Here is a 20,375-nt window from a genome sequence, read left to right as displayed (position 1 = left end):
TCAGGACGGACACCGGTCAGCCACTGGCCGGTATCTGTCAGCCGGTCGTTTAGCGGCAGGCAGGGCTTTCCTCGTTATCCGCCTTTTCCGGATGTCCCAGCAGATCTTGTAACGGCATACTGCTCTTGAGGATCGGTGATTTAATCACGATATAACTGAAGTATTTTTCGATTCCGATATCATCATCCAGTAATCCCTCAATCACCTGCTGGTAGTGCTCAATGCTGCGGGTCATAAAACGTAGCAGGTAATCGTATCCCCCGGTGATCACATGGCATTCCATGATTTCTGTGACCTGCGCTAAACGCTGCTCAAAACGCTGAAAGTCTTCCCGACGGTGTCCGGCCAGCGTCACTTCGGTAAAAACGCTGACCGACCCGGTGATTTTCGCCAGATTAATATGGGCCTCATAGCCGGCAATAAATCCGGCGGCTTCCAGCCGTTTTACCCGTTGCAGACAGGGGCTGGGAGATAACCCTACCGCCTCGGCCAGATTCACATTACTGATCCGCCCGTCTTTTTGCAGGTGTGAAAGAATAGCAATATCCAGGCGATCCAGTTTCAGTAAGCCGTTCATAAAATCCTCTGCGTGTCCATCAGGCGCTATCTGTCACTACTGATATACCACGCCTTAATGCAGGAGGGCTACTGTTTTAAATATGAAAATCATAACGTTATAACCTCCCTGTTGCCCGGGCCAGCGCGAGTTCGAACAGGTGAAAGGCTTCTTCCAGCTGGGCGTTGGTGGTGACCAGCGGCGCCAGAAACCGGATAACATTCCGGGTTATTCCGCAACGGATCAGCAATAATCCTTCGATACAGGCCGCATCCAGAATAGCCTGCGCCAGCGCGGCATCCCGTTTACCGGTCTCGGGGTTAATGATTTCGACCGCCAGCATCAGACCGCGACCACGCACATACCGCAGGCAGGCATATTTTTCGCGCATTTGTACTAACCGCTGATAAAACCGTTCACCCAGCATCAGACTGCGGTTCAGCAGGTCTTCCTCACCCAGGACATCCAGGACCGCCAGTGCGGCAGCACAGGCCAGGACACTTCCCCCCTGAGGACTGACCGGCCGGGGGGCACTCATCACCGCGGTACGCCCGGTAACGGCCATTATCGGTAACCCTGCGCTGGGATTTCCGCTGATCAGCAGATCCGGCCTGATCCCTGACTGCTGATAAGCAAACATCTCGCCGGTGCGACCAAAACCGCTCTGCAGTTCATCACAAATCAGTAACATACCGTACTGCCTGCATATCCGCTGCAGGTACTGAATAAACGAGGCCGGGGCCGGGATGATCCCCCCCTCCCCCTGAACAGGCTCCAGAAGAATCGCGGCACCGGCCTGGTCTCCGCCCCGCAGACAGTGTTACAGGGCCACCCTGCAGTCTGCTTCCGTAATCCCTCTGGAACTATCCGGGTACGGCAGTGAACGGATATCGCTGGCCCCGTGTGCTGAATCCGCCTGCCCGGGCGGACTATGGCTGGTCAGCCGGCAGTCTGCCAGAGAATGATCATGAGACGCCCCCTCGAAGGTGATGATACCGTGACGTCCGGTAAACGCGCGGGCGCTGTTAATCGCCTGCACCACCGCGTCAGCCCCGGAATTAAAGAACACCGTCTGAAAAGCCTCGCCGTCACCCACCAGCTGATTAAGCCGGCAGGCCAGACGGATATACGCGGGGCTGGCCGCCACACGAAAGCAGTCACCGGTGAATTCGTTCAGTTGCCGGGTAATGGCCGAGACGACGGCCGGGTGATTATGCCCGACATTCAGTCCCCCGCTTCCGCCCGCAAAATCGAGATAACGGCTGCCCTCGACATCCCACACCTCGGCCCCGCGGCCCTTTTCTATCACAAGCCGATGGGCGGTCAGGAGTCCGGCGGGAATTTCTCTGTGATGCGCATCCAGCCAGTGGTCATTACTGGCCTGAAAGTCGGTCATTACTTCGCTCATATCCTGTTCCCCCCGACTGATGAGTCACCCGTCAGATCGATGACAAAATGCTCTCAGGAACTCCGCGCTGTCCTGCATACGGCAGAGATCCTGTGCCTGAAAATACCCGACCGGAACCCTATTCTCCGCCCAGCTCGAGCGCGACCAGCTGACGCCACCAGCGGACACCATAGGGGATCACGTCATCATTGAAATCATATTCTGCCTGATGTAATGCCGGGCCGGGACCCGAGCCCAGCCAGACATAGGCCCCCGGTTTTTGCTGCAACATAAAGGAGAAATCTTCAGAGGTCAGCGCCGGGTATTCCGCAGTTTGTGTGGACAGGCCGATGGCCTTTGCAGCCTGCAGAGCGATTCCGGTTTCCCGGGCACTGTTGCAGGTGGCCGGATAATAACGAAGGTAATTCACCTCAGCCGTCAGCCCGTGGGCCGCACTGATATGTCCGGTCATCTGCCGTAACTGGCGCTCGATAATGTCCTGCGCCCCGGGGCTGAACGTGCGGACCGTACCGGTGATCGAGGCCTCTGAGGGGATCATATTATGCGAATGCCCGCCCTGAATCCGGGTCACCGTCAATACCGCCGGTTCATAGGGCGCTAATGCCCGTGAGACCAGGGTATTCAGCGCCACCACCAGTTCACTGATCGCCAGTAACGTATCATGGGTCAGGTGAGGCTGCGCCGCATGTCCTCCGGTCCCGCTGAGGGTGATATCAAACCGGTCACCGGCAGCCATGATCGGCCCGGCCCGGCTACGGAACTCCCCGGCCGGTAATTCCGGCCAGTTATGGATAGCGTATACGGCATCGCACGGGAATCGTTCAAACAGACCGTCTTCGATCATCGCTCTGGCCCCGGCCAGTCCCTCCTCTGCCGGCTGAAATATAAAGCAGACGCTGCCGGTAAAGTCCGGATCCGCCGCCAGGGCTTCGGCAGCGGCCAGCAGCATCACCGTATGTCCGTCATGCCCGCAGGCATGGGCTACCCCCGGCTGCCGGCTGGCCCAGGGCTGTTTCCCCTCGTCATTCATCGGCAAGGCGTCCATATCGGCACGCAAACCAATCATCCGCGGCCCGTCACGCCCCTTCAGCAGACCGACCACGCCGGTCTTACCGATATTCCGGTAAACCTCTATCCCCAGACGATTCAGCTGGTCAGCGATGATCTCTGAGGTCTGAAACTCTTTAAAGCCGGTTTCAGGATGTTGATGCAGCCTTTGCCGGAGCTGTCGCCATTTGTCTGTCGTCATTGCACTAATACCCCCGTTGCGGATCGATCAGGCCTGCTATCGGCTCTCCCCGCTGATGACAGCGGATATTTTCCAGTAATACCCTGACCGAGGTTTCCGGTTGCGTTTCGCTGGCGATATGCGGGGTTAACCAGAGCGCCGGATGCGTCCAGAACGGATGATCTTCCGGTAAGGGCTCCGGGTCGGTGACATCCACAATCGCCTGACTGAGCTGGCCGCTGTCCAGTGCGGCCAGCAAATCCTGATGATTGAGTTGCTGACCCCGACCGGCATGAATCAGCCCGGCCCCCGCCGGTAACTGATGAAAGACATCGCTGTTGAGAATACCGCGGGTACGGGAAGTCAGCGGTAACAGGCAAACCAGGATGTCACTCTCTGCCAGAAATGACTGCAGCTGATCATCGCCCGACCAGCAGGTCACCCCGCTGACCGACTTCGGTGTCCGGCTCCAGCCTGAACAGTGAAACCCCAGAGAAAGCAGTTGCCGGGCGGCGGCCTCCCCCAGAGTTCCCAGCCCCATAATACCGACCCGACGGGTCTCTGTCGGAAGGATCCGTCCTTTTTTCCATTCCCTATTTTGCTGCTGGCGAAGATACATCGGTATTTCACGGTGCAGCGCCAGTACCGAGAAAGTGATATACGCCGTCATACTTTGTGCGATGCCAGGTTCAATCATCCTGACGACGCGGACGTCCGGGGGCAGACGCGAATAATCAAACTGATCCGCCCCCGCGCCCACCGAGAAAATCACTTTCAGGTTCGGGAAACGCTCACTCAGGTTTTCCGGCACCGTCCAGGTCACCAGATAACTGACCTGTTGCGGGTCGCCGGTCTCAGGCCAGAGATAAAATGGCAGATCCGGTGCGTGCTCCGCCAGCCAGGCTTTCCAGATAAGGCCGCGTTGTTGATCTGAATAATAGACAATACTCATTAGCCCAACGCCTGTGAAAATAGTCCAAAATCGAGAAAGGCATCCGGCTGCTTCTGCCAGGGGGTACCACGGATCATCATCACCGGTGCATCCACCACCGGCATCCCCTGAGCCTTCAGCCAGAGAGAGAACGGCCATTCGCCCTGCGTATCGATACGTACAAATTCATCCTGTAATCTGGCGGCACAGTCACAGAACAGGGTTCTGGCGGCGGCTTCGTCACGGGCCAGTAGTGGACCGACCACGTAACCCCGGCCAAAGCGTCTGACCACAGCAAAGCCTGCCATCTCATCTCCGCTCTCCAGTACGGTGATGAATTCTGAGGAGCCGGCTAAATCCTCATACAGTGCTGTCCGCCGTAATCCGTGGGCACTGTAGTCATAGTCAATCAGACGGGGTAAATCATCGGCAGTCGCCGCCCGTAACCGCTGCCCGGGCGCGAGGGTCGCGGCCGGAAACGGCGGTAAAGAGGCTGACTGATGCTGATGCATGGGTGACTGCTGCCTGAACCCGTATTTTTCGTACAGACCTTTACCCATTTCGGTTGCATGTAGCCGGACCATGCCCCCGGGCGATTTCTCCAGTAACCCCTCCATCAATAATTTACCGATGCCGCGCCCCTGACACAGAGGGTCGACAATCACCAGCCCGAGGGTATGAGATCCGCCCCAGTGCCAGATTAGGGCACAGCCGACCGTTTTACCGGCCTCGGTTGCCACCAGCCCTTCCCCTAACCGGTACGCCTGCAGCCAGTCTTCCCGGCGGTGGGGCCATTTCACCTGCTGACTCAGCTGGTAGCCGGTTTCCGTATCGTTTTCATTCATCTGACGCAATACAATGCTCATTCTTTCTCCTTACATCATTCCCGGTGCATCAAGATCACTGCCGTCAACCAGACGTGAGTAGCGATAAGGTGCGGGGTCAACAATCGGGGTATCCCCGGTCACTAAATCGGCCGCCAGCCGGCCCGCGCCCGGACCGATACCGAAGCCGTGGCCGCTGTAGCCGGCGGAAAGGACCAGCCCCGGGATCTGCCTGACGGTTGAGATCACCGGGATAGCATCCGGGGTACTGTCTATCATCCCGCCCCAGGACTGTGACACACGCAGCCCCTGTAAGGCAGGAAATTCTTTGACCATCGCCGCCAGCCCTTGTCTGACCATGTCATGATCGGCTTGCGGATCGAGGATCCTGACGGCCTCAAACGGTGAGACCGCCTCCATTGACCAGCGCGCCAGGGTTTCCGGACCGCGGATAAACGCAGACAACCCCGGCGAGACGGTTAAATTTTTACGGCGTGCACGGAACGTCTGAAGGAACTGCCGGCTGTACTTCAGCCCCTGGAAGCCCGGTTCCAGCCGCCCTTTCCCGGAGACAGAGACGGTATAACCGCCATCCGCCTGTGGCCGGCAGGCGAAACTGCCGGTATAAAACGGTGCTTTCACCACCTGGTCAATGGGATGGGTACGGAAAGCCGTGCCTATCACATTCCCCAGCGGCAATTCGAGGCCATGCCGGCGGCAAAACAGCGAGGTCCAGACCCCGGCGGCACAGATCACGGCCCGGGTTTTGATCAATAGGCATGACCTGCGTTAGCCTCAGGCACAGGTGCCAGGATAGGTTGAATACTCAGTAAACTATCTTCACCCGCTTAATTACGGTTATGGCCAAACTCCCGCGATAACAGGATCTGTTTCCAGTGCGTTTCGCGACGATTGATTTCGCCGTCTTCAGCATTAGGATCGAGTACTTCCAGGATTGCAAAGGTGATATTCTGCAGGCGCTGTTCATCACGTGGCCCGAATGTTTCCTTAAGCCCGACATTCCCGCCATGCCCGGAATCAAAATAGTCTTTCCACCTGCCCCAAATCCCTTCGCTTCCTCCGGCTTGCCCTATGTAGAGCTTTCCCTCGTCCCTGTCGGTTAATACATAGATGCCTTTAACCACAGAGAGTGCAGTACGCCAGGATTGCAGATTAAGGCGGAGGATTGCACCGATACTGTTCATATCCAAGATCACATTCCGGTAACCGGGGAATTCACCGAAGGTCAGACGTACCGGAGAGATTTCATTGACGATCAGATCGTTACCAATACTGTCACCACGACGAATAAAGTTGCGGGCTGTGTTCCTGAAACTGATATACATTCTTCCCGCATATTCCTCACCCGCGGGAACAATTTGCAGACGGTACTGATAATACTGTTCTTCACGGTCCGGACAGGCCTGTTTTTCAGAATGACCGATCTGCAGGAATACGCCCGCAAACAACCAGGTCCCGGTTCCCGGTACACGGATCAGTGAGACGACATATCTGCGGCTAAACTCTAAGCGCTTCTGCCAGCATTGCCAGGCATCGAAAGTCCCTTCACGGAATTTAACCAGAGGGTCCTCTTTATAATCATTCAGTTGCGCAAGATGTACTTTACTGTTGTCGGGGGTCAGATCCGGAATGACCATTTTCAGATAGTCGAAAAGTTTCAATACTGTTCCTCAATATTTACAATTTATCTGCTGCCGGGTACCGCTGAATTTGTAGTCGCGTGCAGCCCGTTGGTCATTCTCTGGCGGAGTTGAATCATCTGCTATCTGCCTTCTGTGACAGAATGTGTTGCGGTTGAATCTGCGCCATCGCCTGCCGGCTATCATCTTGTCATCCTGGCTCCGTTTCTGTGTCCGCCGCAGGGCCAGCCTGCACTTAGCACAGAATTTCCTTACCACAGGCGCCCGGCGCTGGTACCCTTCGCATCAATATCCCGCATATATTGTTAAGTTTAATTTATAAATAACAAACAGGAGTGTTAACGTTAACGTCCTGATATACCGTCGGCATGAAGTTTTTCCAGCGATTACCAGACGGTCAATCCCACTGTCATGACCGGCTCGGCAATGAAATGTAACATTTTTATTAACTGCTTGCGGTGCTGTCTCCCCGTTATGGTAGCGGAAGACACCCATGACACCTGTCAGATTAACTCTCTTATTTTTATCAGATAATTCCCCGGAAGTTTTTTTTCCCGGCAATGTTCTCTCCCTGCAGGATGGTATCCATTCTCATCCGGACCTGTCAGGACGGCTACTGTGTTAACAAAATAATAACCTCACGCCTCCGGGGTGCTTATACTTTTAATGGTGACTATTTGCGTGGGAATTATTAGCCCACTGATAAATACCACAACATTAATTATTTTAATATTTAACCTTAGCTGACTCAGGGGTCCTGATCATGGAATTTTTAGCACATCTGTCGCGACGGCGAATGTTACAGGGTATGGGCGCACTGGCCGCCACTGCATTATTGCCCGCGGGGATGTTACCGGCGTACGCAGCCGGTCCTGTGAATGATGATTTTGCGCTTATTTCCCGGTATCTGACCGGGCGAAATACCCTGCCTGACGATTTCGGTACGGCACTGTTTGATGCATTTGTGAAAACCGATGCTGATTTTCCGCAACAACTTAGCCGGCTGAATCAGTGGATCACCCGCAATTCTGTTCCGGCGGCAGAGATCAGCCGCCGGTTACCGGCAAACAGTCAGGTCAGCGACCTCGCCGGATTGCCGGCACTCATTCTGACCGGCTGGTACCTGGGGATTGCCGGTAGCGGCGCCCGGGCAATTTGTGTGGCTTATACCAGCGCACTGGCCAATCAGGATGTCGCCCCCGTCCTGAATCCGCCGACCTACGCCTACGGTACGTATGGCAGCTGGGCGGCCAAACCTTTTTGACGCTGCCTCTTTCGCCGCGTCCTCTTCTGATTAAACAGAGAACTGAGCATGTCTGAAACTCTTTCAACCGATGTTGTTGTTGTCGGCTCCGGTGTTGTCGGGGCACTGACCGCAAGAAAACTGGCCCTCGCCGGCCGGCAGGTACTGATGCTGGAAGCCGGGCCACGTATCCAGCGCGACCAGATTGTCACTAACTTTCGTCATTCCGCCCGTAAGGATGACCTTGTCGCCCCCTACCCGAATTCAGAAATCGCCCCGTTTCCCGATTACAAACCGCAGGATAATGGCTATCTGGATCAAACCGGGCCGGAGGACTATAAACCGGAATATCTGCGCGTCGTCGGGGGAACCAGCTGGCACTGGGCTGCCCAGGCCTGGCGCTTAGTGCCGAATGATTTCCGCATTAAATCTCAATACGGGGTGGGCCGTGACTGGCCTATCAGTTATCAGGATCTGGAGCCCTATTATTACGAGGCGGAATTGCTGTGGGGCGTCTCCGGGCCGGCAGCAATGGCGAAATATTCACCGCGCACACATCCTTATCCTATGGAGGGGGTGACACCTTCTTATCTGGAGCAGCGGGTCATAGCACGACTGGCCCCTAAGTATGAAGTGCTGACGAATACCACCGGCCGTAATTCCGTCCCTTATGACGGCCGGCCGCAGTGTTGTGGTAATAATAACTGTATGCCCATCTGCCCGATCGATGCCCAATACCATGGCGGGATCGCCGCGGCGGCGGCTGAAATGGCCGGAGTGACACTGAAAACCCATGCCGTGGTGTACAAACTGGAGCATAACGATAAAGGGAAGATTACCGCACTGCACTATTACGATTGGGATAAGGTTTCACATCGGGTTGAGGCCGAAGTGTTTGTGCTGGCGGCGAACGCTATCGAAACCCCGCGTATTCTGATGTTATCGGCAGACGCCCGCAATCCTAACGGGTTGTGTAACAACAACGATCAGCTCGGCCGTCATCTGATGGATCACCCCTCCAATTCGGCAACATTTTATGTGGATGAGCCTCTGTGGCCGGGCCGCGGTCCGATGAGCCCGTCATCTATCCAGCAACTGCGTGACGGGGCCTTCCGTACCGACTCTGCGGCTTTCCGTATCGATATTTCTAACTCGTCCCGGGTGGCCGGTGTCACCGCCGGGGCTATCAGGGAGGGGCTGACCGGTGCAGCACTGGACAACGCGATCACTTACCGCGCCTCCCATGAACTGAGTATTAAAAATGTGCTGGAACAGTTGCCGGATCCGAAAAACCGTACTCTGCTCAGTACCCGCAAAAAGGATGCCCTCGGCCTGCCCGTGCCGGCTTTTTCCTATTCCTTCGATGATTATGTGCATAAAGGTATGCAGCACTCGCTGGCGGTATATGCGGATATCGCCGCCATGCTGGGGGCCACTAATGTGCGTTATTCCGCGCCCGGGGTCTATAGCAATAACCAGCACATTACCGGCACGCTGGCGATGGGTAGCGATGAACGGACATCGGTTACCAACCCGGTCGGCAGGGCCTGGGAGTATGACAATCTTTATATGGTCTCTACCGGGGTGATGCCGACCGTCGCCACCGCCAATTCGACACTCACCGCCTGTGCGCTGGGGTTACGTACCGCAGACGCGATTCTCGGCAAAATTTAAGGGAGGCTCCGATGAAAAAATTGCTTTCTCTGAGTATTGCCGCCGCACTGAGCGGGATCCTGTTCGGGCAACCCGCCGGTGCGGCGGATAACGACGGTCAGGCTCTGGTAAAACAGGGAGAATACCTCGCGGTCGCCGGGGACTGTGCCGCCTGCCACACCGCCCCGGGAGGTAAACCTTTTGCCGGCGGTCTGGCGATTAACACCCCGATAGGTAACATTATCAGTACCAATATCACCCCTTCGGAGACGGCCGGTATCGGCCGGTATTCACTGACCGACTTTGAACGGGCGGTCCGCCAGGGAATACGCCGCGACGGGGCTCGTCTCTATCCGGCAATGCCTTATACCTCCTATGCGGTGATCACCGACGGTGACATGAAAGCACTGTATACCTATTTTATGCAGGGCGTTGCGCCGGTTGACGTCCGTCCACAGACAACCGCCCTGCCTTTTCCGTTTAATCTCCGGTTCTCTATGGCGGTGTGGGATAGTCTGTATGCCCGGGCAGCGCCCTTTGTGGCCGATGCAGGTCACTCTGCCGAATGGAACCGTGGAGCCTACCTGGTTCAGGGGCTGGCACACTGCTCAACCTGCCATACCCCCAGGAATTTCCTGATGGCTGAACAGTCCGGTCAGGCACTGGCAGGGGCATCGCTGGGCACCTGGTATGCCCCCAATATCACCCCCGATAAACAGGCCGGGATCGGTCAGTGGTCAGCCGGTGATATTGCCAGCTACCTGCAGACCGGACGCTCGCCAACCGGGTCGCAGGCCGGTGGCCCGATGCTGGAAGCCATTGATAAGAGTTTCAGCAAATTATCCGCCGCCGATATTCATGCGATCGTCACTTATCTGCAAGGAGTGAAGCCGCAGTCTGCCAATGCGCCCCCGGGACGCCTTGCTGCCACGCGGCCATTGATCTCTGATGTCGGACTGATGAACGGGAGCGCATCGCAAGGCGCCCGACTGTATGCGGAACATTGCTCCACCTGTCATCAGGTGTCTGGTCAGGGCAGTCACGGACTACCGGCGCTGTACAATAATGCCGCCTTTCGCCGCCCCGTCGCGGATAATGCGGTGATGGCGATCCTCGACGGATTAACGCCCGCCAGCGGACAAGCCATGCCGGCCTTCAGAACGGTCATGAATGATCAGCAAGTGGCAACACTGGTGAATTATTTATTTAAAAATGACGGGGATGCCGGCGTCCGGACCACGCCGGAACGGGTAAACACACTGCGTAACGGGGGGGCGCCTTCCCCGTTACTGGCGATCGCGAAAGGCGGGATGATCGCCCTGCTGGTGGTGGTTATTGTGCTGGTGATCGGCGGCGGGATACTGAAGTCACGTCGCCGGCAGCGGTAAGCCAGAGTCTGTGACGAACTCCACGCGGACAGATTGGCTCCGCGTGGAGTCCGGATCAGGGAAGCTCTCTTTATCACCCGCTGACAGCAGCTTATACGGCCCGCTATTCCGGTGCCGTACCCGGGGCGTAATACTCCGCGCCGGGTTTGCCGGTATCCCGGGTATGGGGTTTACGGTCTGTATAGCGTCTCCCTATACCGCAGTAACACTGTCTTTATACCGTTGGCGCGAACAGATAACGGTGCCGGGCCGCGGAGTGACGCACGGTGACATCCTGTTGACCGAACCGTCAGTCAATCTTCCGGGTACAGCACCACTTTGCCCTGTTACTTAAACGCGGTAATTATCAACACGGCAGTGATAGCTGGCAGTCATTCAGGCTGATTGCGCTTAATAACCCCCGGTCTGTGACTCCGGACAGCTTTCTCTTTTCGATCATCGGGTCATAAAACCGTTATTAACCTCTCCGGAACAAATACCGCGTTAGCCAGGGCTGGCAGTCATTCAGGCTGATCGCGCTTAATAACCCCCGGTCTGTGACTCCGGACAGTTTTCTCTTTTCGATCATCGGGCCGTGAAACCGTTATTAACCTCTCCGGAATAAATAACGCGTTAGCCAGGGCTGGCAGTCATTCAGGCTGACCACGTTTAATAAAATGTTGTCTGGATATATTTCTCTTTCAGATGCCGGGCCGCGAAACTATGAGTAACCGCTGCACAACGTTATTTCCGAGGCACATAAACCCGCGCCTGAAATAAGTTTTTCTTATCCATGAATCCTGAATACCACGGTTAAATTTCACCAAAAATCTTTCGAAAAAGTATTATTTGTCCAATCCCCGGGATTGAATTACTCTCAGAGAGGTTGTCGTTATGGACAGACACTACGCGGTATAACGATATGAGGTATAACGAAAGAGCACCGGTCCGGTGACGGGATCAGGACGCTGATAATTTATACGTCTCCATTACACAGGGAAACAGAAAACCATGAGAAAAATTATATCCGGATTGTGTCTTGCCGCGCTTTATTGTGCCGGCAGCACGGCGCACGCTGAAGAAGTTTTACGTTTTGGTGTGGACCCGACGTTCCCGCCCTTCGAATTTAAATCGGCAGACGGCGCATTACAGGGTTTTGATATCGATGTGGGGAATGCTATCTGCCAGCAGGCGAAAGTAAAATGTGAATGGACCGAGCTGGGTTTTGATGGACTGATCCCGGCCCTGAAGGCCCGCAAATTTGATGCTATTCTGTCATCAATGTCGAGGACCGAAAAACGTGAAAAAGAAATCGCGTTTTCTGACATGATTTACCACACGCCTAACGCCCTGGTGGTCGCTAAAGGCAGCAATATCACCGATAACCTGGCAAGCCTGAAAGGTAAAACTATCGGTGTCGCCCAGGGCACCACCCAGGAGGCCTGGGCGAAGGCGAAATGGGCTCCGGCAGGCGTACAGGTGGTCTCTTACCCGAACCAGGGGCAGATCTACCCTGACCTGCTGGCCGGCCGGCTGGACGGCACCCTGACCGATGCCGTCACGGCAGATACCGGTTTTCTGAACACCCCGCAGGGAAAAGACTTCATCGTCAGCGCACAGCCTGATGATAAAACCTTTTTCGGCACAGGTTCCGGTGTCGGGCTTCGCAAAGGGGATACTCAGCGCATGACACTGATTAATAATGCCATCGCTGCAATCCATAGCAATGGGGAGTATCAGCGTATCGAGAAGAAATACTTTACGTTCAGCGTCTACCCGAAAATGTAATAGTCCTGGCCGGCCACACGAAACGGTGGCTGGCCAGTGCCCGTTCCCGTTCCCGGAGGTATTACCGGCAGTGCTGACGAACCAGGCTGACAAAGAACGTGGCCCCTACAGAGATGATCCCGTCATTAAAGTCGTAGCCGGAATTATGCAAAAAGCACCCTTGTTTCTCTTCCCCGTCATTCCCCAGCAGGAAATAAGTGCCGGGCCGTTTTTCCAGCATAAACGAAAAATCCTCACTGCCGGTGGAAGGCCGGATAGACTCTTCCACCGCCTGCGGACCGAAAACTTCAATGGCTAATGCCCGGGCGTCTGCCGTCTCTTTTTCACTGTTGGTCAGCACCGGATAGGACTCATAGACTTCCACCGTCGCCGTCGCCCCGAAACTTTGCGCCGTTGAGGTGGCCAGGGTGTGTATCCGTTGGATCAGCAGGTCGCGGATTTCGGGCTTCATCGCCCTGACCGTCAGTTCCATTTCGGCAGTTTCCGGGATCACGTTGGAGGCAATGCCGGCATGCAGGGTACCGACCGTGACAATCGCCGTCTCTCCCGGGGTAACGTTACGTGACACAATTGTCTGTAACGACATCACCAGTGATGCCGCCACCACGATCGGGTCAATGGTCCCTGCCGGATGAGCACCGTGACCACCTTTGCCGGTCAGGATAATTTTTACCGTGTCAGCAGACGCCATAAAGTGACCGGCATAGAACCCCAGTTTCCCCGCCGGTAAACCCGGGCGGTTATGCAGCGCATAGACCGCATCGCAGGGGAAACGACTGAACAGTCCGTCGCGGATCATTAAATCTGCACCGCCGATGGCCTCTTCTGCCGGCTGAAAGATCAGATGAACGGTGCCATTGAACTCACATTCCGCACTGGCCAGGTACCGGGCGGCCGAGAGTAAAATCGTCGTATGACCGTCATGTCCGCAGGCATGCATCACGCCCGGCCGGGTACTGGCATAACTTAGCCCCGTGGTTTCATGGATTGGCAGCGCATCCATATCCGCACGTAACCCTATGGCCTTATCGGAAGTCCCTTTTTTCAGCGTTCCCACCAGCCCCGTTTTCCCTATTTCCCGGGTAACCTGATAACCCCATTCGCTGAGTTTATCTGCCACAAACTGGCTGGTGGCAAATTCCTGCAGGCTCAGTTCCGGATGTGCATGGAGATGACGGCGTATGGCCACCATTTCGTCTTCGTACGCTTTGATTCCCGGGATGATATTTTCAGACATTGTGCTCTCTCTTAGAATGATCTTTCTGTTTTTCTGTCCGGTTCACAATAACAGTCCACGATAAAAACGTAAGAACAATTTGTCAGTCTGAGGGGGGGCGGATCAGAAAATTTATCCAGCTACCGACAGATGAGCCACGCGTCGTCAGATGAAAAACCTATGACAGAGGGCAGGATATTTCCGACCCTCATCCGCAGTAATTTCAAGGTTACTCAGCGAGGCCGGTATTACTGATGACATCACCGTATTCCGGTTAATTAACATCTTCCGGCGAACCGGCAGATCCGGATTGTTTTTGATGATATGACAACAGAAGTAAAGCCGCCGCTGTAATCAGAGCAATGATGATGATCACCCACCAGGTCGCAATATATCCGAAATATTGAATGCAGGCCCCCATCAGAATGCAGGCAGGCATCAATCCTAAACTCCGCATCGTCGTCATTATGCTGTTTATACGCCCGCGATGACTCACCGGGGATTGATTAGCTAAATACACGCCTTCTTTCGTTAACAGCAACACTTCACCTGCAGAGAGGAAAAACCATGCCACAAACTGCATCGCGATCGGGCTAAATAACATGACGAGTAAGTAGCCTGCGGCAAACAGAATACCGGCAACCGCAAGGCTTTTTATTTCGCATGTATTCCGGGTCATTCTTATCAGCACCGGAGTGATAATCACCACCAGTAGACTGGCAAAGGTCATCAGCTGACCAAATAACAAGGGACCGTTCTCACCATAACGATGGGCCAGAAAAAGCGGGGTGGTTATCGTCATCTGATTTAAGGTAAACCAGAGAAAAGTGCACAAAACGCCGAAAACCAGTAGCCAGGGCCGCGCTTTTAATACCTGCCATACCGGCCCCCCGATCACTTTTTCAGGGGCTGCCGGGTCTGAGCCGGGTGTCATTTGAGGATCGCGTCGCCGACTGACACCCAATAAAACGATCAAAATACCGATGACTCCGGCCAAACCATTGCCGAAAAAAATCCAGCCCGGATGACTGCGGAACAGATACCCCGCCACGACGGGTCCCACTCCGGAACCTAAATTATAAGAAAGGTAGCTTAGGGATATCACGGCATTTCTGTTTTCCTCGGTCGATAAATCTGCCACCAGTGCATTACTCGCGGGAAGTGCAATTCCGAAGAAAAAATAACTGATAAAAAGCCAGACAGGCAGCATCAGATGCCAGTCATGGAAAAAACTGCTCAGTATAAGTCCCGCCGAACCGGTGAATTCGCCAGACACCATAACGATTTTATGGCCCAGGGCATCAGAAAGCTTCCCCCCTGAAAAATTGCCGATCAAATAGAATAACGTTACCCCCATCGCTAATTCCCCGGCGGTTGTCGCTGAATAACCCAGCGTCAGGGTAAGTAACAGGAAGAGAAAGGGAATAATAAAATTACCCAGCCCGAGTATAAATCTTGCCAGCGCGAGGAAATAGATATCGGTCGGTAATCCCCGATAGAGTAAAAATGGATGGACAAATTTTTTAAGCAATAAGCACACTCTCCGGATCTGGCTAAAACACAGGACGTCAAAGCCTTACCCGGGCAGTGTAATCTGTCTGACCCATGATTTTAATATTTATCGCTCTGAGGGGGTTATATTGATAGCCTCCGGGCTCTGATCCCTCCCGGAAGCCGCCGTCGCCACGCCCTCCGGCCGGGAGGATATCGCCTGTCGGGCAGTCTGCCCTATCGCCCCAGTTGAGAAATCACGTCCCGCGAGGCATTGTCCCGCTGTTCCGCCGTCAGTTCACGTAACTGCCCCTGATGCATTTCCAGGACCCTGTCGGCAACATCGAAATAATCATCATCGTGACTGATAATCATCAGGGTTTTGCCCTGCGCCCGGAACCAGGGCAATAACTCGCGGTAAAAATAGCGTCTGAACTGCGGGTCCTGCTCGGCGGCCCATTCGTCAAGAAACAGGATATCGCGGCGGGCGGCCAGGGCCAGCAACAGCGCCACCCGCTTCTTCTGGCCCTGCGACAGGTCCAGCGTGGACAGCTGATTATTTTCAATACTGACCTTTCCCGCCAGGCCGAGTTTATCCAGCCACAGTTCAGCTAACGCGTTATCCCCGCTTTCCGGCGACACAAACACGGTTTTAAACAGATAAGGCCGGGTAAATACCACCGAAAACAAGGATTTCAGCGCTGCGGTAGTCAGTGGCTGATCATCCAGCCACACGCCGGCCCCGGGGCTGGCATACAAGCCGGTCAGCATCTGACTGAGGGTCGATTTTCCGGAGCCGTTGGCCCCGATGATAAACACGATTTCACCACGATTCAGCCGGGTCGTGACCGGCCCGACACTGAAACCGGATTGCGGGTAATGCCAGCTCAGATTCTCCCAACGCAGGGTCTGCCAGCCGGCAGGCAGCGACACGTCTGTGTCCGGCAGTATTTCCTGATCCGCGGCGAGCATCCCGCCAATTTTTTTAAATGCCAGTTCACCGCTCAGTAATGTCGGCCAGGCCCCGATAGCCTGCAGCAGCGGAGAGCGCAGGAATAATACCGTCAGGGAAAACGAGGTTGCCACGGTGCCGGAAATCCAGCCCATGGCCTGTGAAGCCAGGAAGATCAGGCCTATTAACCCCAGCATCATGATATTGGACCAGTTAATGGCCGAGAGGTGGAAGCTGTCGGCACGGATAATATGCTGCCGGTAGCCGAGCGCCGCCTGCTGGTAGTCGTTTTCATAGAAATGCCGGGCCCGGGCCGGATCGAGCGCCAGCTCTTTATTACCGTGGATCACTACCTGGAAGGCATCCTGCAGATCGGTTTCATAGTTGCGTACTTCCCGCAGGTGCAGGTAAACCCGCGCCACCATCCGGTAACCGGAATAAAAGGTCAGCCCCATCCAGATCATGACAATGGCCAGCACCGGCAGAGAAAGATAGCCGAGATAGCCGATAGCGACGACCCCCAGTACGATCCCCTGAATAAGCTCCGGCAGACGGACAAATGCCAGCGTAATGTTACGGATATCCGGCCCCAGCATCGACAGCAACTCGCCGTGGCCCTGTTGCTCCAGCCTGTCCGGAGACATGCCCAGCAGTTGCAGGACCATCCGGCTGCGTTTCTTCCAGATAAAGTGGTGTCCCAGTGCGGTCAGTGTCCACTGGGCCGCCAGCGTCACCAGCAATAAGGCGATCAGTAAGCCAGCCAGTTTTGCGAGCCCGGTTTGTGGTGAGCTTTCCTGCACCAGCGACTGGTTAATATAGGAGATGGTAAAAATACCCAGACAGGCACTGAGCAGATTTAGCAGGATAATCCCGGTCATCGCCGGCAGATGGTGTTTCAGAACCGATTTAAGTAACAACATTTGAGTAACAACATTTAAGTAATAACATAGTCTTCTGCAAAAAATTCCCGCCAGCACAGGCGGGCGGGAAGAGAAAGGATAATCAATGCAGTGATCAGAAATCCACACTCAGCGATAACTTCAGGGTACGAGGGTCACCCTGGGTCAGATAGCCACTGTCCTGACCAATGGTTTGCCAGTATTTCGCATTGGTGACGTTTTCTACCCCGGCACGCCAGGTCAGGCGTGTTTGCTGCCACGGCATCGCATACTGAACGCCGAGATCCAGCCGCGTCCAGGCCGGCATACGCAGGTTATTCTCACTGTCCGCATACTGATGGCTGGTATGCATCAGGGTGCCGTTAACCGTCACGCCCTGCAGACCCGGCACATCATACTCCGTATATAGCCGCCACTGGTTACGCGGTACACCCACCGCATCCTTACCGTTTGCCGGTCCGTAAATATTATTCATTACCGGCTTCAGCCAGGTCGTGCCGGCATTCACCCGCCAGCCCAGCACCGGTTCACCGAAGACATTCAGTTCCACCCCCTGGTTACGCTGCTCTCCGGCCAGACGGTACACCCCGTCACTGCCCAGCACGCCGGCCATTTTGCGCATATCGAACAGCGCCAGGTTGCCACCGAACCGGTCACCCTGAACTTTCAGCCCGACCTCATTTTGCCGGGTGCGGCCGATACCGGTGATCTTCCCGGCATTGGAGGCATTAAAAGGCGCGGCATTCGCGGCCTGAAGGGCCTCGATATGGTTTGTATACAACGATAACCAGTCACGGGCTTTCCAGACCGCACCATACACCGGCGACCAGCGGTGCGCGTCGAATGCGCCGTTCGGGTCTTCTGCGCCAGTATATTCATAGTTGCGGATACGTAATTTCTGGTATCTGGCCCCGGCAGTGAACAGTAGGCGGTCATCCAGCACCCCGACGGTATCGGAGAACGACATACCGTTATTCGCTGTCCGGCTGCGGACCGAAGGCGCCGACATATTGCCGCCGGTATAAATAATTCCGGTCGGTTCCACCTCAGACGGATGATAAATATTCGGCCCGGTAAAGTTCCCGGTCATCTGGTAAGCATTACCTGCCCGGTTATAGATCCCGGAATACCCGAGGTTGACCTGGTGACTGACGTCGCCGGTATGGAATTTCCCGCGCACACCGGCCATCCCGCTGAGGGTATCTGCGGTGTAATGAGTATTCAGCAGGGACATCTTAGAATCACCGGCCAGGTTATAGACCACCGGAGAGGCACTGGCGGACCATTCGTTGGTGTGGCTGCCGCCAATGGCACTGTAGAACACCCAGTCCGGCGTCAGGTGATAGTCATTTTTCAGCATCGCGTAACGGGTGGTCAGGTCGGCATAATTCCAGCGCTGTGCATAGTTGGTTCGCGGATCCGGTGCCGCCGGCAACGAGGTCATGGTCTCATCCAGTTTGATCCCGGCACGACCATTATGGATCGTCGACTCCACATACCCCAGGTCTAGTGAACTGTCGAACCTGTCGCCGTGGTAATCCAGGCCCAGAAAAGCGGCCGTGGTCCGGTCTTTTTCATGACGGATTGCGGTTTCACCTTCCCGGTGAACCACATTCGCCCGGACGCCAAACTGGTCATTGTCCCCGAATCGCTGACCGACATCGGCACTGATCCCGGGCTGACTGCGCGAGTTATAGTCCACATTCAGACGACGGACAGGAGAAGCCGTGGCGTGTTTCGATTCAATGTTGATGATCCCTCCGACCCCGGTCCCGGCGGCCGGGACACCGTTCATAAAGGTGCTGGCACCTTTTATCAGCTCCACCCTGTCCACATCCTCCAGCGGCAGGATCTGCCGGGGTAAAACGCCATATAACCCGTTCAGGCTGATATCATCCCCGTACAGATCAAATCCACGGATACGAAAGCCCTGTGAAAAGTTTCCATAACCACGCACACTCTGGACAGAGGCGTCATTCTTCACCACGTCCTGCAGCGTGCGGGCCTGCTGAGCGTCCAGCAGCGTCGAGGTATAGCTGATCACACTGAAAGGAACATCCAGCGATTTCTGTTCTCCCAGCACCCCCAGCCTTGCACCGTTGGCAATCCCCCCGTCCAGGAACGCCGGTACCGGATCCTGCCCGTTATTTGTCCCCACGGCCTGCGGTCTGGCGGTCACGACCAGGGTCTGAGGCCGGGCCTGCGTGTCGCTACCGGCGGCCAGAACCTGGGGACTGACCGGTATCAGTGCAATCAGCATCGCCTGACGGAGGGCATGCGGGCGGAAGAGCGGGGAATTTTTGTACATTGTTTCAACCTGCGAACTGGATGTTTTGGAAAATATTTTGTCGTCCGGGGGCGTCCCGCCACGACAAAGTCCCTGAAAAGTGCTGCAAACGCCAAGATAGTAATGTAACTCTTTATCATTTGCATTATTATTCCGGGATATTTACCGTCAGTGATGGAATAACGTCATGCCTTTACCCCACACTTCTGCGAGCGCAGCACTGACTGACGTTCCGGCCAGTATTCTCTGCCACCCGCATCAGTTTGAGGCCCTGCTTCCGGGCGACTGGGCGGCCAGGTCCCCTGCCCGTAAAGTCGCCTGGCTGTCGCTGTGGTCGCAATGGTTTTTTGCGGATGCACTGATCAGCTGGGCCGACCAATTATGCAGTCAGCAGCAGGCCTGCCCGCTGTGGGAGTTTAATGGTCAGCTGGCGCTGAATGCCGCGGGTTGTCCGGAACGCTGGCATCTGCGGGGGGAACCGCTGTGCGGGCTGACATCGGCTCAGCAACATCAGCTGACGGACCAGTTAATCTGTCAGTTTATTGCCCCGGTCTGTCAGACCCTCTCTTCGCTGGCGGGGAATAATCTGACGGTGTTCTGGAGCAATGCCGCGGTGCGCTTATGGCAGGGCATGCAGCAGGCCGACAGTAAAGCGGCCGATGTGCGGATATTACAGAATCTGTTTTCTGCCAGCCATTTCGCCGACGGCAGTATTAACCGCCTGAAAACCCCCTTACGCACGGTGAAAACGCCTGACGGCGGAGATAAAACCGAACGCCGCCATTGTTGTCTAATCTTCCGGCTGGATGAACACAGTAAATGTGCCTCCTGCCCGCTGGAAAAATGCGGTAAACATTAATTCCGGAGAGAC

At 55.3% G+C, this 20,375-nt stretch carries 14 protein-coding genes and 2 pseudogenes; 5 read left to right on the top strand and 11 right to left on the bottom strand.

Annotation, left to right across the window (positions count from 1 at the left end; genetic code table 11):
* Positions 1–49: 49 nt before the first annotated feature.
* The 7 genes and pseudogenes from ABD035_RS04795 to ABD035_RS04765 all read right to left on the bottom strand — a co-directional run bounded on the left by ABD035_RS04795 (position 50) and on the right by ABD035_RS04765 (position 6,629).
* Positions 50–577, bottom strand: a complete 528-nt coding sequence (locus tag ABD035_RS04795; protein WP_343868101.1) for an Lrp/AsnC family transcriptional regulator — start codon at positions 575–577, stop codon at positions 50–52.
* 97 nt (positions 578–674) lie between these two features.
* A pseudogene (locus ABD035_RS04790) lies at positions 675–1,952 on the bottom strand (aspartate aminotransferase family protein).
* Between the two features lie 130 nt (positions 1,953–2,082).
* Positions 2,083–3,213: a M20 aminoacylase family protein gene (locus tag ABD035_RS04785; RefSeq protein WP_343868099.1), complete on the bottom strand. Its 1,131-nt coding sequence runs from the start codon at positions 3,211–3,213 to the stop codon at positions 2,083–2,085.
* A 4-nt stretch (positions 3,214–3,217) separates the two neighbouring features.
* Positions 3,218–4,144, bottom strand: coding sequence for a 2-hydroxyacid dehydrogenase (locus tag ABD035_RS04780; protein ID WP_343868097.1), 927 nt, complete (start codon positions 4,142–4,144; stop codon positions 3,218–3,220).
* Positions 4,144–4,989 (bottom strand): GNAT family N-acetyltransferase, encoded by an 846-nt coding sequence (locus ABD035_RS04775; RefSeq protein ID WP_343868095.1) that lies wholly within the window; start codon positions 4,987–4,989, stop codon positions 4,144–4,146. Before ABD035_RS04775 ends, ABD035_RS04780 begins: the two co-directional genes overlap by 1 nt.
* A 9-nt stretch (positions 4,990–4,998) precedes the next feature.
* A pseudogene (locus ABD035_RS04770) lies at positions 4,999–5,721 on the bottom strand (NAD(P)/FAD-dependent oxidoreductase); the annotation flags it as partial.
* Between the two features lie 74 nt (positions 5,722–5,795).
* Positions 5,796–6,629: a GIY-YIG nuclease family protein gene (locus tag ABD035_RS04765; RefSeq protein WP_343868093.1), complete on the bottom strand. Its 834-nt coding sequence runs from the start codon at positions 6,627–6,629 to the stop codon at positions 5,796–5,798.
* Positions 6,630–7,371: 742 nt separating this feature from the next.
* On the opposite strand from ABD035_RS04765, the gene ABD035_RS04760 reads away from it, so the two are divergent.
* From ABD035_RS04760 to ABD035_RS04745, 4 genes are all read left to right on the top strand, one after another.
* Positions 7,372–7,872 carry a sugar dehydrogenase complex small subunit gene (locus tag ABD035_RS04760; RefSeq protein WP_343868091.1) on the top strand — a complete coding sequence of 167 codons (501 nt, stop codon included), beginning with the start codon at positions 7,372–7,374 and terminating at the stop codon, positions 7,870–7,872.
* A 48-nt stretch (positions 7,873–7,920) separates the two neighbouring features.
* Positions 7,921–9,525, top strand: a complete 1,605-nt coding sequence (locus ABD035_RS04755; protein WP_343868089.1) for a GMC family oxidoreductase — start codon at positions 7,921–7,923, stop codon at positions 9,523–9,525.
* A gap of 11 nt (positions 9,526–9,536) precedes the next feature.
* A complete protein-coding gene (locus ABD035_RS04750) occupies positions 9,537–10,892 on the top strand; it encodes a c-type cytochrome (protein WP_343868087.1) in 1,356 nt (451 codons plus the stop codon).
* Positions 10,893–11,882: 990 nt separating this feature from the next.
* Positions 11,883–12,659 (top strand): lysine/arginine/ornithine ABC transporter substrate-binding protein, encoded by a 777-nt coding sequence (locus tag ABD035_RS04745; protein WP_343868085.1) that lies wholly within the window; start codon positions 11,883–11,885, stop codon positions 12,657–12,659.
* Between the two features lie 61 nt (positions 12,660–12,720).
* Here the strand turns inward: ABD035_RS04745 and ABD035_RS04740 are convergent, their stop codons facing one another.
* The 4 genes from ABD035_RS04740 to ABD035_RS04725 form a co-directional block, all read right to left on the bottom strand.
* Entirely contained in the window at positions 12,721–13,896 is a 1,176-nt protein-coding gene (locus tag ABD035_RS04740; protein WP_343868083.1) for a M20 aminoacylase family protein, read from the bottom strand.
* A 253-nt stretch (positions 13,897–14,149) separates the two neighbouring features.
* Entirely contained in the window at positions 14,150–15,406 is a 1,257-nt protein-coding gene (locus ABD035_RS04735) for an MFS transporter (protein ID WP_343868081.1), read from the bottom strand.
* 197 nt (positions 15,407–15,603) lie between these two features.
* Positions 15,604–17,238: a multidrug ABC transporter permease/ATP-binding protein gene (locus ABD035_RS04730; RefSeq protein WP_343868079.1), complete on the bottom strand. Its 1,635-nt coding sequence runs from the start codon at positions 17,236–17,238 to the stop codon at positions 15,604–15,606.
* 94 nt (positions 17,239–17,332) lie between these two features.
* Positions 17,333–19,525 (bottom strand): TonB-dependent receptor, encoded by a 2,193-nt coding sequence (locus ABD035_RS04725; protein WP_343868077.1) that lies wholly within the window; start codon positions 19,523–19,525, stop codon positions 17,333–17,335.
* Positions 19,526–19,691: 166 nt separating this feature from the next.
* Here ABD035_RS04725 and fhuF point away from each other — a divergent pair, with 166 nt between their 5' ends.
* Positions 19,692–20,363 (top strand): siderophore-iron reductase FhuF, encoded by a 672-nt coding sequence (gene fhuF / locus ABD035_RS04720; RefSeq protein ID WP_343868075.1) that lies wholly within the window; start codon positions 19,692–19,694, stop codon positions 20,361–20,363.
* Positions 20,364–20,375 lie beyond the last annotated feature (12 nt).

The organism is Tatumella terrea (assembly GCF_039523755.1).
GTDB lineage: Bacteria > Pseudomonadota > Gammaproteobacteria > Enterobacterales > Enterobacteriaceae > Tatumella > Tatumella terrea.
This window is presented reverse-complemented; position numbering and strand designations above follow the sequence as displayed.